This is a genomic window from Kitasatospora sp. NPDC088779, from assembly GCF_040685395.1.
Taxonomy (GTDB): domain Bacteria; phylum Actinomycetota; class Actinomycetes; order Streptomycetales; family Streptomycetaceae; genus Kitasatospora.
This window is the reverse complement of the sequence record NZ_JBFBHW010000012.1, coordinates 134,481-149,749: the sequence shown is the minus strand read 5'-3', so window position 1 is coordinate 149,749 and position 15,269 is coordinate 134,481. Positions and strand designations below refer to the sequence as shown.

Genomic DNA, 15,269 nt, shown 5'->3' with positions numbered 1-15,269 from the left:
CTACGCGTGACCTATTCACATGACTCATCGTCAGTGAACGATGTGTTGGATATGGCGCCAGAAATGGACAAAGACCACACCTCACTCCGGTCAATGTGACGCATCGCACAACCGTTCGTGGGGATTCAGCCCTGTCTGAAAGTGATTGACACACCATGGGGGAACTCTTTCCCGTTCTTCCGTCAGCCGCTCGAAGGCTGACGAGACGCCTCGCTGCCGTGTGCGCGCTCGCCCTCCTCGCGACCACGCCCGGCATCGCGGCGGCCGACGACCGCCCGTTCGCCGTACCGCCCGGCCAATCGTCGACGGACGCCCCGAAGTCGTCCGACATGATCCCGGGCAACGCCGTCCAGGCGGCCCAGCTCACGGCAAAGAAGACAGGCAAGCCGGTCACGGTTGACGCCCTGACCACCGAGACCTCGCTCACCGTCGCCGAGCCCAACGGCAAGCTCACCGTCACCTCACACCTCCGGCCGACGCGTGTGAAGAAGCAGGACGGCACGTGGACCCCGGTCGACGCCAAACTCAACCGCGGCCCGGACGGGTCCTACTCGCCAAGCGCCACACCGTCGCAGGTTTCCCTGTCCGGCGGTGGCACCGGCCCGTTGGCGACGCTGACCGACAGCCACGGGCGCAGCCTTGCGCTGACCTTCCCGGTTGCTCTGCCCGCACCCACGGTGTCTGGCAGCACCGCCACCTATCCGGCGGTCCTGCCTGGCGTGGACCTGCGGGTCGATGTGTCCGACCAGGGCGCCGTCCGTGAGGTCCTGGTCGTCAAGGATGCGAACGCCGCCGCCAACCCAGTGCTCAAAACCCTCAGTTTCGGCACCACCGCCAAGGGCCTCACCGTCTCCGCCGATTCGCAGGGCAATCTGACGGCTGCAGGGCCGGACGGCACACCCGCTTTCCGAGCACCCGTTCCCCTCATGTGGGACTCAGCAGTCACGGAGTCGGGAGCACCAAGCGCAGCTCCGGCCAAGAAGACGTCGGTTGCCGCGCCGCGCGTCGGCTCGCTCGCTCCCGCCTCGGTCTCTCCTTCGACCAGCCCGGACGCATCCTCCACGGACGGCCCTGGCTTCGGAGCACACGTCAAACCGGTCCCTGTCGACACGACGAACGGCAAGCTGACCCTGACCCCGGACACGGACCTGATGGCCGGGAACGGCACCGTCTGGCCGCTGTTCATCGACCCGACCTTCCAGCCCGCCCCGACCATGGGCACCAGCCACTTCGCCCAGGTGATGGAGGGGTGCGCCGGCTCGCCGCAGTACGACGTCGCCCAGGACAACGGCGAGGGCGTGGGTTACCAGCACTACCGGAGCAACTGCTATGGCATGGAGCGTTCGTTCTACGAGATCGGCACTGGGGCCCTGACCCCGCAGATGTACATCGATCACGCCCAGGCGTACTTCTCGGAGACCTACGGCGCAGCTCATGACTGCAGCGCCACCGCGCCGGTCACCCTCAAGTGGACCTGGGGCATCGACGGCGGCACCACCTGGAACAACCAGCCCGGCGTACGTCAAGACGGCGAGACCAAGTGGCCCAAGAGTGCGTACGGTTCCTGTGGGTATCAGGGTGTCGACTTCGATGTCACGGGCGCGCTGCGCCAGGTAGTCCAGGAAGGTCGGCCACTGACCGTTGGCCTGTTCGGCGACGAGACTCGCTCCACCAGCATCGATCACTTCATGCGGTTCAACACCAATCCGTATGTCATCGCGACCTACGACCTCCCGCCGAACACCCCCGACTCGATGTACACCAGCCCGATGCCGATCAACCCGAACGGCTACGCTTGCGGCAGCGGTCAGCCAGGCTGGATCGGGCGAACCGTGCCGCTGGGCAACGGCGCCTCCGACATCACTCTGCACGCCTATGCCTCCACCCCGATGCCGGGGACGAACATCAATGTCGGCTTCCACATATGGGACAACATGGCGGCGGACGCCAATGGGGCTCCCGCCACCGTCACCTGGCCCACTAGCCAGGCGATCAACGGCCGGGGCTGGGGTGATGCCAACATCGGTTTCCCGGCCTCCGACGGGCACCAGTACGGCTGGAACGCCTGGGCCACCGACGGGCTGATGGGCAGCGCGGGCACCGCTTACTGCTACTTCAACGTCGACCTGACCCCACCCACCCTCGCCTACATCGCGCCCTCCACCGTCTTCCCCCCGATCGGCAGCGGCATCAAGCCCACCGGCCACGCTGGCGACAAGGGCGCCACCATCCGCGTCACCAGTACCGACCCGGTCCCCAGCGGCTGCACCCGAGGCACCTGCCTGGCCAGTGGCGTTCGCGAGTTCCAGTACAACCTGGACGACAACATCCCGCCGACCGGCTACAAGGCCCAGCCCGTCGCTGGCGTCGACGCCAACGGCAACGCCTACGCGGATATCCCGATCAACCTCAACCCTGACCAGTGGGGCACCCACCGCTTGTACGTACGCGCCACGGACAACGCGGGCAACACTCAGCCCCAGGCCGCGACCTACGACTTCTTTGCGCCCTGGAACCAAGCCACCAAGGTCGTCGCCGGTGACGTCGACTTCGACGGCACCCCCGACTACCTGATCCCTGCTGCGGACGGCTCGCTGACGCTGCTTCCGGGCAATAGTGACTTCACTGCCCAGCCTGGCATCGCTTCCACCAAGGCGCAGAGCCCCGAGCAGGACAGCTGGAACAACTACCTGATCGCCCACCGCGGTTCGATCAGCCAGAACAGCGTCGACGACCTGTTCGCCTACAATAAGGGCACCAAGCACTTCTACGTCTACTTCAATGACTCCACCCGTGTGCCAGCCGGAACGCCGGGCCACTTCAGCGACCGTTCGGGCGTCATGCAGATCGGCAACAGCGGCACGTGCCCTAAGGGCCTCGGCGGCACCTGGGACCACGTCGATCAGCTGACAGCCCTCAGCGCCATGCCGAACAGTGCCAGCCGGCCGAACGTCATCACGATCGAAAACGGCCGCTTGCGGTTCTACCCAGGAAGCTCGGTCGGGGGCTGCCCGCTCGGCGACGGTGTCGACCTCGGCGGCGACAACGAGGACTGGGACGGCTTCACCTTGCTGTCCCCTGGCGTGATCGCAGGTGTCCCGACGCTGTGGGTACGCGACACCACCACCGGCGCAATCACCACCCTGGCGATGCCCCTTACCAGTGGCACGCCAGCGGCAAAATCCCTGCACGTACCCACTCACAAGGCGCTCGTCTCGGCCGTGAAGAACGCTGCCAGCGCGAACATGTGCGCCGACATTAACGGCGCGTACACCGGCAACGGCACACCTGCCCAGCTGTGGGACTGCCTCGGCATCAGTGGCCAGTCCTTCACCCGAGGCAGTGACGGCACCCTCCACGTCCTCGGCAAGTGCCTGGACGTCAAGAACGGCGACACCTACAACGGCACCAACATCCAGCTCTGGGACTGCAACGGAACCGGCTCCCAGAAGTGGGTCGACGGCCCGTACACCGGAACCCTGCAGAACCCCCAATCCAGCCGTTGTCTCGCCGTCCCCGACGGCCAGAACAACCCAGGCAACCACCTCATCCTCTGGGACTGCCTCAACAACAGCAGCCAGCAGTGGACCAGCCCGACCGCCAACGCGCTGCTGCCCGGCGGATTCAGCTCCGCCGCCTACCCCGTCGTGGACTCACCGGGTGACATCAACGGCGACGGCAACCCCGGCCTCATCGTGACCGACTCCAGCGGCACCCTCACCCAGTACCTGGGCACCGCGTCCGAGGCTGGCCTGCCCCGCTTCGGCACCCCGCGCAAACTGCCCGTCCCGACGCCGGTCAGCTACAACATCAGCTCTGTACAGAATCCGAACCGCTGCTTCGACAACTGGGGTGCGAGCAACGGAGGCAACCTCAGGTTCTACGACTGCTGGAACGGAGCCAGCCAGAAGTTCACTTTCGCCTCCGACGGAACCCTGCGCACCGGCGGACGCTGCGTCTCGACCATGGACAACGGCACCGCCAACGGTACCCAGGTCGTCACAGCAGACTGCAGCGGCGCCACCGGCCAGGTCTGGACCCTGCAGGCGGATGGCACCATCTACAACCCCACGGCCAAGCGCTGCATCGAACTGCCCGGCTGGAACGACGCCAACAGCACAGCCCTGGGCATTTGGGACTGCTCAGCCGGTCACGCCAACCAGCGCTGGACCATGTACCCGAACACCGCCTGACGTTTCACGATCCTGACGGGGCCCGGCGGCACAGCTCTGTGCCGCCGGGCCCGCGCCGTATCTGGCTCCCATGCTGCTGGCCGTCCGACTTCCTCTCGTCCCAGGAGTGCGCGCGCAACGCTCATCACGCGGCCAACGGACAGCAGCAGGATTTCGCATTGGTCAGTATCGCCCTGTGGAGGGCCGCCGGGAATTGATCTCCAACATCGTGGGAACGGTCACCTCTCCGATCAGATGTCACTGCAGGTCAACGGATTGTGTCGGTTGGCCAGAAGCGTTCCTGGACCGCCCGGACCCCCGGCGGCAGGCTGGTACTGCCCTCGGTAGACGACCCGGCCGGGACAATCAGGTGAGCGGCCGCGTGCACCTCGGCCTCCTGCACGCCGAGGTGCACCTGCACGGTCGGGGGCAGGGCCGTGCGCGCCAGCGCGGTCATCCAGCCCTCCGAAGCCAGGGCGAGGCAGCCCCAGGGCCCGCGGGTGCGGGCCAGCGGCCACAGACGCCATGCCGCGTACTGGTGCAGCCACTCCTGCGCCTGCGCGGAGGTGTCCGACGGCCCGGACAGCTCGACCGTGGAGGAAGTGCTGATCAGCAGTGCCCACCCGGTAGGGGTCTGGACGACCCGCAACTCCTGCCCGTCGATGATCAGGAGCGGGTTCACGTCATGGCCGGCTTCGGCAAGCCAGCCCATGGGGGCATCCAGAGGCGGTAGTTGGGGTCGGGGGAAGGGGTACATGGGTCTCCAGCGCATTGGCCGGCGGATGGCCGGCTGCCCGGCACCCTGCCGAACAGCACCACACTCACCAGCCCCAAGCCGAGCTGGGCACAGCCAAATCGGCTGATGAAAAGACGACTTGAGAGCGTCGGGCAGCGCTGACAGCAGTGGGGGAACGCGGCGTGAGCCTCGACGCGACACTAACAATCAGCTCTTCCTACGGTGTGCCGATCGCCGTGGTGATCCGGTGCTGACCGGTCGCACGGCTGGACCTCTTCCGTCCCGCGTTGGCGGGGTGGCCCGGCACCATCCCAAGGAGCGCAACACCGTGCCCACCACCATCGACAAGAGTCGGCTCAAGGAGCTGAACAGCGCGCTGCGCGCCAAGGCCGCCGAGCTCGACACCATCAGCGCGTCCTTCGCCGTCGAGGACGGCGGAGTGACCGTCTCGGCCGAGAAGGCCGCCGCCTTCCGTAAGGCCCTCAGCGAGGCGCAGGAGATCAAGCAGCTGATCACCGACCTGGAAGGCGCGGCGACCGTCCACGCCTTCCTCAACGAGCCCACCTCGCAGCCCTTCGCCCCGAAGGACGCCGCTCTCGCGGCCCACCTGGCCAGCCAGGTGAAGTCCCTCGGCGAGCGGTTCCTCGACAGCGAGGAGTTCAAGGGCCTCAAGGCCGCCGGCTTCCGGGGTTCCTTCGACCAGATGGTGACCATCGACGGCAGCGCCCTGGACCAACTCGGCCGGAAGGACGTGTTCAGCCGTAGCGCCGGCACCGCCGGTGTCCTCGGCTTCGGTACCCCTGAGCACCTGGACATCGTGCCGCGCGCCGTGCGGCCCGGCCGCATCCGGGACCTGTTCCCCTCCCAGACCACCACCGCGAACCTGCTCTACGGGGTGCGTGTCACCGGCTTCACCAACGCGGCGGCGATCGTGCCCGAGCGGGCCATGGAGGTGCCGCCCGGCGGCACGGCCGCCGTCGAGGTGTACGCGCGGGCCCCGCAGTCGCAGCTGACCTTCAAGACCGTCACCTACCCGGTCGCCGAGATCGCGCACACCATCCCGGTCCACAAGAACACGCTCGCCGACGAGCCGCGGCTGCGCGACATCATCGACAGCGAACTCGTTGACGGCGTCAAGATGACCGAGGACAACGAACTCCTCTTCGGAGCCGGCGGCGACGAGAAGATCACCGGCATCGTCAACACCCAGGGGGTGCAGACCTACGCCCAGACCGACACCGACAAGCAGAGCGCGGCGATCCGGCGTGCCGCCACCCGTGCGGTGCTCGCCTACTACCCGCCGACCGGGATCGTGCTCCACCCGTTCGACTTCGAGGACCTGGAGCTGGAGACCGACCTTCAGGGCGCGTACCGGGTCGCCGTCAACGTCGCGATCGGCGCGCAGAAGATCGTCTGGCGGCTCGCCGTGGTGGACTCCATGGCGATCACCCAGGGCAAGTTCCTCGTCGGCAGCTTCGGTCTGGGCGCCCGCTTGTACGACCGCGAGCAGGTCAGCGTCCAGGTCAGCACCGAGAACCGCGACAACTTTGAGAGGGGCGTCGTCACGATGCGCGGCTCCGAGCGTATCGGCCTCGAGGTGCCGCGCCCCGAGTCCTTCGTCTACGGCACCTTCAAAGCGCACTGATGGCCGCCCGCAAGCCCGCCACGAAGCCGGCCGTTGAAGCCGCTGCGGAGGCCGCCAGTGCGGGCGGCGCGGATCTGGAGACCCCGCCCGCCGAGCTTTCGGCCGCCGCGCCGCTCGACCCACCGTCCAGCTCTACGGCTGCACCGGAGCTGAACCAGGTGGAGCCAACCCCGGGAATCACCGCCCATCAACCCCTGGCCATTGGCCACGTCGACCTGGTGGACGAGGACGGCACCCCGCTGCCCCACGACCTGGAGCAACTGTTCGACCTCACCCGCCCCGAGCAGACCGTCGTCTTCCCCCGGCTGCGGATCTACCAGAACCGGACCTACCCAGGAACCAACCGGACGGTCACACAGCTGCTGTATGTGCCGACCCAGCCGATCCCGCGCGATGAGTTCGACCGATTCCGGCAGGCCCTCGGCTGGGAGTAACCCCGGCAGCCGTCCGGAGCCCGTCCCCGACCCTGGGGGGCGGGCTTCCGGCTCTCCAGCCGCCAGCTGCGACACCCGGGCTTCCATGGCCGGTGTCGCGCCGCGACATGTTCTCGATCTTTCCCAACCACCTCTAATCTAGAAGCTACTGAATACCCATCAGCCGGAGGATTGTGACGTGGGCGTGAAGCAAGGTGATTGGGTGGCCGCGGCTGCGGACCAGGTGATCGCCGAGGGCAAACGCCGTGACGGGGCTGCGCTGGTGTGTGCGTCCGGGATCAGCCCGTCCGGCCCAGTGCATCTCGGGAACCTGCGCGAGATCATGGTGCCGCACTTCGTGGCGGACGAACTGCGCCGCCGGGGGCTGGAGTGTCGCCATGTGCTGTCCTGGGACGACTACGACCGGCTCCGGAAGGTGCCGGCCGGTGTCCCCTCGAACTTCGCCGAACACATCGGCCGCCCGCTGACCGCAGTGCCTGACCCGTGTGGAGAACACGAGAACTGGGCGGAGCATTTCAAGGCTCCGCTCCGCGCGGCGCTGGCCAAGCTGGGTGTCGAGGTCGACGAGATCAGCCAGACGCAGATGTACACCTCTGGCGCCTACCGCGAGCAGATCGTCCACGCGATGCGCCACCGGCAGCAGATCGACGGCGTCCTCGGCCGGTACCGGACGAAGAAGGCCGCCGTCGACGCCGAGGTGGAGCAGGACGACGAGGACTTGGCCGCCGCCAGTGCCGCGGGCTACTACCCATACCGGCCGTACTGCGAGGTCTGCGGGCGGGACTCGACGACGGTCGTCAGCTTCAACGACGCCAGCACCCAGATGCAGTACCGGTGCGAGTGCGGTCATGAGGGCGGCTTCGCGCTGTCCGAGACGGACGGCGGGAAGCTGGTCTGGAAGGTGGACTGGCCGATGCGCTGGGCCTTCGAGGGCGTGACCTTCGAGGCTGGCGGCGTCGACCATTCTTCTCCGGGCTCGTCGTTCACCGTCGGGTCGCAGGTGGTGCGCGAGATCTTCGACGGGCTTCCGCCGTCGTACCTCGGATACAGCTTCGTCGGGATCAGTGGCATGGCGAAGATGAGTAGTTCGAAGGGCGGTGTGCCCACCCCGATCGACATCCTGGAGGTCGTGGAGCCCGCGGTGCTGCGGTGGCTCTACAACCGCCGACAGCCGCGCCAGAGCTTCAGCATCGCGCTAGACGCGGAGATCCTGCGGCTCTACGACGAGTGGGATGCGCTCGGCCGGAAGGTAGAGGGGGCCACGGCCACGGAGCTGGAGGTGGCGGTGCGCGCCCGTTCGCTGGGTCCGGCGGCCGGGCCGCTGCCGTCCACCCCACGTCCTCTGCCGTTTCGAACGCTGGCCTCGGTGGCGGACGTGGCGGCTGGCGACCCGAAGCAGACCCTTCGCATCCTTCAAGACTTCACTGTCGGGGAGCCATTGGCCGGCCTGGATGAGGCCCAACCCCGACTAGACCGTGCGCAGGCGTGGGTGAGCACCTACGTCCCGGCGGAAGAGCGGACCCAGGTGCGGGCGGAGCCGGACCGAGAGCGGCTGGAGCAGCTGTCTCCAGTGAAGCGGGAGGCGCTGAAGCTGCTGCTGGACGGTCTGGACGAGAACTGGTCGCTCGACGGGCTGACGGCGCTGGTGTACGGCGTGCCGAAGATCCAGGCTGGGCTGCCACTGGACGCCCCCGCGTCGCCGGAGCTGAAGGTGGCCCAGCGGGAGCTGTTCGTACTGCTGTACGAGCTGTTGGTCGGCCGGGACACCGGACCGCGGCTGCCGACCCTGTTGCTGGCGCTCGGGGCGGACCGGATTCGGTCGCTGCTGACCGTCGCGTAGGGCTGGCGGCCGAGCCGGGGCGGCCGCCCCGGCCGTGTCGCTGACGACGTCGAGGGCCGGGCCGGAGCAGCATGCTCCGGCCCGGCCCTCGGTGTTGTGTCAGGCCGTTGCGTGGAGTCCTGTGCGGGTGAGGATCACGTCGGCGATCTCGGTGGCTGGGCGGTCCTCGGTGTCGATGTGGTCGGCGAAGGCGGGCTGGCGCAGGGCGTCGAGGCAGCGTTCGACCTGGTTGCCCTCCCAGCTGAGCGGTCCCCACTTGTCGGGGCCTTCGCCGCGTTCGCGCAGGCGTTCGCGGATGGTGGCGGCCGTGGCGAGCAGGGTGAAGTGCCGGACGTCGTGGCCGGCGTCGCGCAGGGGCTGGACGATCCGGTCGAAGACTTTGCGGCGGGCGACGGTCATGGGGACGATGATCGGGCGCCCGTAGGCGCGGGCGGCCTGGTCGAGCATGCAGTGGGTGAGCGGCGGCCAGACCGGTTCCAGCTCGAACTCCTCGGTACGCAGGGGTTCCGGGAGTTGGGCCCAGAGCATGTGGCCGATGGCCTCGGGGTTGATGACCAGGGCCTGGGGCAGGCGTTCGGCGAGCAGGCCCGTGGTGGTGCTCTTGCCGACGCCGAATGGGCCGTTGACGAAGACGATCACTCGGGTGTGGTGCCTTTCGCTGGGTGGTCAGAAGAGTTCGACGTAGCGGTCCGGGTAGGCGCCCACGTCGTAGCGCAGGACGAGCACGGTGTAGCGCTGATGGGCGCGCAACGTGTTGGTGGCGTGCTTGATCTCGCGCAGGCGGTCGGTCATGGCGGTGCGGACGGCGGGGTCGGTGTTGCCGCTCTGGGTGCAGGCTCGGTCAATGGTGGAGCGGCAGTAGTGCTCGATGGCGTCGGTGGGTTCGGGGGTGAGGGTGTGGTCGGCCTGGTGGAGGACGTCGAGGCCGGCGAAGAGGGCGAGGGCCTGGTCGCGGGTCTCCATGGGGCTGGTGATGCCGAAGACGTCGCGGCGGACGGCGGCGGCGTGGTCGGGCAGGGGCTCGGGGGCCCAGAACGGTGCGGCGAGGACGTATCCGCCGTCGTAGAGGAAGCCGAGAAGCCGGTTCGCCATGGCGGGCGGGTCGGGGAAGAAGCCGAGGGCGGCGCCGACGGCGATGTGGCTGTAGGTGTGGTCGGGCCGGTAGGTGGTGCCGTCGGCCTGGTGGTAGGTGAGGCGGAGGGTGGGGTCGAGGAGGCGGTAGTTGTAGCGGGCGAGGTTGACCGAGTCGTGGCTGAGGTCGAAGCCGGTGGCGGCGCAGCCGGTGAGGCGGGCGAGCTCGCGCGAGGTGAAGCCGGTGGTGCAGGCGACGTCGAGGAGGCGGTGCTGCGGGGCGAGGCGGGAGTGCAGGGCCCAGGTGCTGAGCGTGGTGTGGGCGCCGGGCATCACGTTGGTCTGGTTGATCATGGCGACGAAGTCGGGGTAGCTTGCGGCCCGCACGGCGTCGGCGGACCTGGGTACCGTGGGCAGGGGCCAGGTGGGCGTGGTGGCCATGGAGTCCTCTCTGCGGTTCGGAACACAGGGCTTCGGCGCTGAGCTGGCACGGGGACGGGGACGGGGCGGAGGCTGGCCAGGCGGGTGACGCTCATGCCGAGGCCGACGCACGGGGGAAGTCCGCAGTCGTACAGGTCGATGATTTGCTGGTAGGTGCGGTGGGCGAGGTGACGGTCGGCCGCGAACTGGGCAGTGAAGGAGCGGGCCAGGCGGGCGGCATCGCGTTCGTTGGCGGCGATCTCGGCGAGTTCGAGGCCGTCGGCGTAGAGCCAGATGCGCTGTGCCTGGCGGCCGGTGCCGGCGATCAGGGGTGAGGCGGGGCCGGGGATGTCGGTGATCGCGGTCAGGCCTCGCAGTTGCTGGCGGACGCTGTGGCGCCACAGGCGCCGGGCGAGGCGGTCGGGGTCGTCGGTGTGCTCGGCGGTGTACGGGGTTCGCTTGGCGGCCAGGGCCCGGACGGCGGTGGTGTCGGTCGAGTCGATGCCGGTGATCTCGCGGAAGGCGTCGTCGAAGCTTTGGTGGGTCAGCGGGGCGTTGAGGCCGGTCGTGGCGGTGACGAGGTCGGCGAGGTAGGCGGTGGCCTGGTCGAGGTCGAGGTCGGCGGCGTACGCCTCCAGCATCACGAATTCGACGGCGGGACGGCCGCGTTGGCCTTCGTTGCGGAAACTCGGGCCGATCTCGTAGCAGCGGGTGGTGCCGGTCGCGATGACGGCGAGCAGGTCGAGTTCGGTGGTGACGCGCAGGTACTGGCGGCGTCCGACGGCGTGCGCCCAGGTGGTGAACGGCCGTGCGGAGCCGCCGAAGTAGCCGTCGGTGAGGACGGGGCTGATCGTCTCGCGGAAGCCGCCCGTGGCGAGGTGTGCGCGCAGCGGGCCGAGGAGCGGGGTGAGGAGGGCGGCGTCCGGTAACGGTGGTGGGGCGCCGGGTTCGTGGCGCTCCAGGTGGCGGACGAACAGGGTCGGGCGGCCGGTGCGGCTGGTGGAGCAGGTGCCCCGGACGGCGACGAGGTCGCCGGCGTGCAGGTCGGCGACAGCAGCGGGGTCGAAGGCGAGCTGGGCGTCGTGGCCGTCCCAGGCGAGGTCGGCGAAGGCGATGTGGCTGTGAGTGCGGACTGCGGTGATGCGCCCGGACAGGGTGAGGACTTGGTCGGGGGCCGGCCAGAGGGCCCAGTCGGCGAGTGGGAGCGGCTCGGGGTGGCGTTCGCGGGTGTGGGTGCGGCTTCGAGGGACGGGGACGAGCGGGTCGTTGGGGGCGGTGAGGGTCAGCAGCAGGGCGGTTGGGTCATCGGTGCGGGGGTCGAGGAGCCAGGTGGTGCGGCGGATCAGGTCGCGGTGCAGGTGGCCGTCGGTGTCGGGAAGCAGGTGCAGGAGGTGGAGGACCGCGGCGGCGCGTAGGGCGGTCAGGCGGCAGGGGATGGTGGCGGTGAGCGCGTGGGTGGCGGCGGCCAGCCGGGCGGGGTCGGCGGGGCCGTGGGGCCAGGGCGGTCGGCCGGGTCCGGCGGCGGTCGCGAGGGCGTGGTGCAGGATGTCGAGTTCGCGCGGGCCCCGGGCGGGCGCGCCGGCGTGGAGGGTGACGGCGGGGTGGGGGCCGTGGCTGAGAAGGCGGGCGATGCCTGCCAGGAGTTCATCGGCGCCGTCGGCGGGGTGGGTGGTGAACAGCACGGCGGCGGCGCCGAGCAGATCGGTGGGCGCGTCCCACGTCGTGGGGGCGGTGGAGGCGTGCGTGGCGGCGATGGCGTCAGCCAGGGTGGAGAGGCCGGTGGTGGTCATGCGGTCTCCGGTTCGGTCGGGCCCGGGCGCCACCACGCGACGGGCGGGTCACCAGGGTTGATCACGGCGACGAACTTGGCCGCCTCAGTGGTCCCTTGGGCAAGGTCGGAGTCGTAGGGGGTGCCGGCGGCGTAGTGGGCGTCGCGGATGCGCTCCCGGATGGCGGGCGCGATGACCGCGCCCTTGGGGGTGGCGTGCCGGTCGAAGGATTGGACGGGCTGGAGAAGGAGGAAGGTGGAGGTCGATCCGCGGGTGGAGCGCGGGGAGGCGCCGGGATAGCAGGGGGCGAAGACGACGAGGAACCAGCGGATGCCGGCCAGCCGCAGCCACCAGCCGTCGGCACCCGCGCCCGAGAGTTCGGCGGCCGGGTCGGCGCCGGTCGCGGCGAGCAGGCCGGTGACGGTCTCCCGGATGGTGGCGGTGAGGGCGTCGAGGGTGGCACCGAGGCCGGGGTCGGTGAGTTGGAGGACCAGGCCGTCGAGTTCCTCGTCCTCGATGCGGCGGGCGAAGTCGGCAAGGAGGGGCCCGGCGGCTCGGCCGGCCTCGTACGGCTCGGCCCCCGGGTAGGCGGGAACAGCCTCGATGCGGGCCCGGGCGGCGAACAGGCAGGCGGATCGGAGCTGAATGGGGGTGAAGCCGTCGTCAGCCATGGGCGGCCACCGCCCAGGCGTCGAGGTGGCTGCGCGAGGCCAGCGGGCCGTCCGCCCCCTGGTACTTGCCGCTGTACAACTGGTCAATCTCGCCGAAGGTCTCCCACCAGCTGACCTGCGCAACCGGCATACCGGGGTACAGGACCGTGGGGAGGGTGGCGTACAACTGCAAGGTGGAGCAGCCGTAGAAGCCGAGGTCGATGAGGTCAGCAGTGCAGTGGACGAACGTGCCGCGGCGGGCGAACCCGGACTTGGCGTGCACGATGGGGACGAGCGCGTCGCTGCCGAAGCGTTCGACAGTGTGGCCCAGGACGAAGTCGCCGCGTTCGAGAAGGTACCCGGTCGACGGGATCTCGCTGTACTCGACCTCGGGCTCGCGCCTCGGGTCGAGGACGTCGTCCAGGTAGACGCCCACGCGGCTGCCCAACGTCAGGTCGTAGCTGTTGGTGGTGCAGCAGCTGGGGTCGAACGGGTCGATCTTGATGCGGCCCTGTTCGACCTCCCGGGCGATCTGGGGTCCGGTGAGGATCACGACGGTACTCCGATCAGCGTCTGGGACTCGCAGGCGTGGTTGAAGCGGGCGTAGGTCGCCAAGGTCGGCTGGATGAGCCCGGTGTTGCACCAGAAAGACACCTGGCCGGCGACCATGCCGGGGTAGATCCGGATCGGCAGCGCCGCGACGATCTCCAGCGTCCAGTGGTGGCAGGACGTGGTGTGGCCGAGGTCAGCCGAGAGCTGGAGGAACAGCCCGCGGCGGCCGTTGCTGCTGCATCCGATCAGCCGCATCGCGAACAGGCTGCTGCCGATCATCTCCTCGGTGTGCCCGAGGTACATTCGGTGGGGCTCCAGCACGTAGCCCTCGTCCGGCAGCTCCGTCTCCACAAACGTGCCGGTGCGGTCGTGGAAGACCTTCAGCCCGCGTCCCAGGTGGTAGTTGATGGAGTTGGGGTTGACGCTGGCCGGATCGTAGGGGGAGAAGACGATATGGCCTTGGGCGATGAACCGCCGGATGGCCTCGCCGGTCAGGATCACCGTTTCGTTCCCCGCTCGACCCGCACCGGCAGGAAGGTCGCCGAGCGGATCACCTGGGAGGGCTTCCAGGTCACCCCGTCCTCCAGATGGAGCCGACAGCCGCGCCGCAGGACGGAGCGCATCACGGCGGCGGCCTCCATACGGGCCAGCGCGGCACCGAAGCAGGCGTGCGGGCCGTGGCCGAAGCCGACGTGCGGGTTCGGGCGGCGGCCAGGCCGGAACTCCTGCGGTTCCTCGAACACCTCGGGGTCGCGGTTCGCTGATGCTTGGAGCAGCACAAGCCGTCGGCCCGCCGACACCGGTACTCCGAAGACCTCGCAGTCCTCGACAGCCGTCCGGGCGGTGATCAGCGCCGGGCCGTTCAGGCGTAGGACCTCCTCGACGAATCCGGCGACGGACTCCGCTGAGCCTGCCGCCGCCGCTGCCGGCTCCGGGTGGTCCGCCATCGCGGTGAGCAGCGCACTGATCAGCCCTGTCGTCGTCTCGTGGCCGCCGATCAGCAACGCGATCAGGTTGGACACCGCCTCCTCCAGCGCGAGGCGTTCCCCCTGTTCCTCCACCTCGACCAGGGCCGAGACGATGTCGTCGGCCGCACGGGCGCGGCGGTGCTCGATGAGCCCGGTGAAGTAGTCCCACAAACCCGCCCAGGCAGCGGCGAGCCGCTGCTCCTGGTCGCCGGTGAGCGCAGGTTCAGTGAGCAGGATGACGTCGTCGGACCAGCCCTTGACGAGGTCCCGGTCCCAGTCCGGGATGCCGAGAAGCGCGCAGATCGTGTGGACCGGCAGGGGTTCCGCGATGTTGTGCACCGCGTCACCCCCGCCGGTCGCCACGAACCTGGACACCAGCGCGTCCGCAACCGTGGCGATCTGCGGTTCCAGTGCGGCGATCCGGCGTGGTGCGAACGCCCTCGCCAGCAGGCCCCGCAACCGCGGGTGCTGCGGGGCGTCCGCGTAGAGCACCCACGATGCAACCGGTTCGAGTACCGGCCGGAGCGCTGGGCTGATCTCGTCCAGCAGGCCGGCGGCGGTCGGCGCGCACACGAAGCCCGGATGCCGAAGCAGGTGGCGCACCTCCTGGTGACGTGTGAAGACAAGCCGCCCGCTGCCCAGGTCCGGACAGTCGATGGCCCGAGGTCCCTTGGCCAAGGTCGCGAGCGCGGGCTTGCGCTCCGGTCCCGAGGAGAGCGCCGTTAAGACGGTGGCTTGGTCCATGTTGCTGCCTCCCATCTGCCCGAACGTCCGCGAAGGGCCTTCCCGGGCCGTCGCGAGCTGGACGGACGTGGCACCGGGCTGAGGGCCCACAGGCGGCAATCGGGCTGTGGTGTAACGAAGTTCGAGGGGGCGACGGGAGGCGCCTGCCGACCGCAGGGTGGCGCACGGTCCCGTTCCCAACCGTGAACCGATGATGACGCTACGTCAGGCAAACGGCAAGAGGGTCGGAAAGGACACTCTGTCCTTTTCGCGGAACCGGCATATGCGA

Annotated in this window: 12 protein-coding genes; 4 read left to right on the top strand and 8 right to left on the bottom strand. The window is 69.2% G+C overall.

Annotated elements, in window-relative coordinates:
• Positions 1–218: 218 nt before the first annotated feature.
• Positions 219–4,193, top strand: coding sequence for a ricin-type beta-trefoil lectin domain protein (locus AB0P03_RS14220; protein ID WP_363629075.1), 3,975 nt, complete (start codon positions 219–221; stop codon positions 4,191–4,193).
• A gap of 247 nt (positions 4,194–4,440) precedes the next feature.
• Here AB0P03_RS14220 and AB0P03_RS14215 read toward each other — a convergent pair whose 3' ends face one another.
• On the bottom strand, positions 4,441–4,884 hold the full coding sequence (locus AB0P03_RS14215) for a hypothetical protein (RefSeq protein WP_363629073.1): 444 nt from the start codon (positions 4,882–4,884) through the stop codon (positions 4,441–4,443).
• A 352-nt stretch (positions 4,885–5,236) separates the two neighbouring features.
• Here AB0P03_RS14215 and AB0P03_RS14210 point away from each other — a divergent pair, with 352 nt between their 5' ends.
• The 3 genes from AB0P03_RS14210 to lysS all read left to right on the top strand — a co-directional run bounded on the left by AB0P03_RS14210 (position 5,237) and on the right by lysS (position 8,827).
• Entirely contained in the window at positions 5,237–6,553 is a 1,317-nt protein-coding gene (locus tag AB0P03_RS14210) for a phage major capsid protein (RefSeq protein ID WP_363629071.1), read from the top strand.
• On the top strand, positions 6,553–6,987 hold the full coding sequence (locus AB0P03_RS14205; protein WP_363629069.1) for a hypothetical protein: 435 nt from the start codon (positions 6,553–6,555) through the stop codon (positions 6,985–6,987). Before AB0P03_RS14210 ends, AB0P03_RS14205 begins: the two co-directional genes overlap by 1 nt.
• A gap of 178 nt (positions 6,988–7,165) precedes the next feature.
• Positions 7,166–8,827: a lysine--tRNA ligase gene (gene lysS, locus AB0P03_RS14200; RefSeq protein ID WP_363629068.1), complete on the top strand. Its 1,662-nt coding sequence runs from the start codon at positions 7,166–7,168 to the stop codon at positions 8,825–8,827.
• Between the two features lie 99 nt (positions 8,828–8,926).
• On the opposite strand, the gene AB0P03_RS14195 is transcribed toward lysS, so the two are convergent.
• From AB0P03_RS14195 to AB0P03_RS14165, 7 genes are read right to left on the bottom strand one after another with little or no spacing between them, the layout of a single operon-like run.
• Positions 8,927–9,466 carry an AAA family ATPase gene (locus tag AB0P03_RS14195; RefSeq protein ID WP_363629067.1) on the bottom strand — a complete coding sequence of 180 codons (540 nt, stop codon included), beginning with the start codon at positions 9,464–9,466 and terminating at the stop codon, positions 8,927–8,929.
• 27 nt (positions 9,467–9,493) lie between these two features.
• Positions 9,494–10,285, bottom strand: a complete 792-nt coding sequence (locus AB0P03_RS14190) for a class I SAM-dependent methyltransferase (RefSeq protein ID WP_363629065.1) — start codon at positions 10,283–10,285, stop codon at positions 9,494–9,496.
• Positions 10,249–12,108, bottom strand: a complete 1,860-nt coding sequence (locus tag AB0P03_RS14185; protein ID WP_363629064.1) for an amino acid--tRNA ligase-related protein — start codon at positions 12,106–12,108, stop codon at positions 10,249–10,251. Before AB0P03_RS14185 ends, AB0P03_RS14190 begins: the two co-directional genes overlap by 37 nt.
• Entirely contained in the window at positions 12,105–12,758 is a 654-nt protein-coding gene (locus AB0P03_RS14180; protein WP_363629062.1) for a hypothetical protein, read from the bottom strand. The genes AB0P03_RS14185 and AB0P03_RS14180 overlap by 4 nt, the downstream gene beginning before the upstream one ends.
• Positions 12,751–13,290 (bottom strand): dCTP deaminase, encoded by a 540-nt coding sequence (gene dcd / locus AB0P03_RS14175; protein ID WP_363629061.1) that lies wholly within the window; start codon positions 13,288–13,290, stop codon positions 12,751–12,753. The genes AB0P03_RS14180 and dcd overlap by 8 nt, the downstream gene beginning before the upstream one ends.
• Positions 13,287–13,790, bottom strand: a complete 504-nt coding sequence (locus AB0P03_RS14170; protein ID WP_363629060.1) for a deoxycytidine deaminase — start codon at positions 13,788–13,790, stop codon at positions 13,287–13,289. The genes dcd and AB0P03_RS14170 overlap by 4 nt, the downstream gene beginning before the upstream one ends.
• Complete coding sequence (locus AB0P03_RS14165) at positions 13,787–15,001, bottom strand: cytochrome P450 (RefSeq protein WP_363629059.1); 1,215 nt, start codon at positions 14,999–15,001, stop codon at positions 13,787–13,789. The genes AB0P03_RS14170 and AB0P03_RS14165 overlap by 4 nt, the downstream gene beginning before the upstream one ends.
• Between the last annotated feature and the right edge of the window lie 268 nt (positions 15,002–15,269).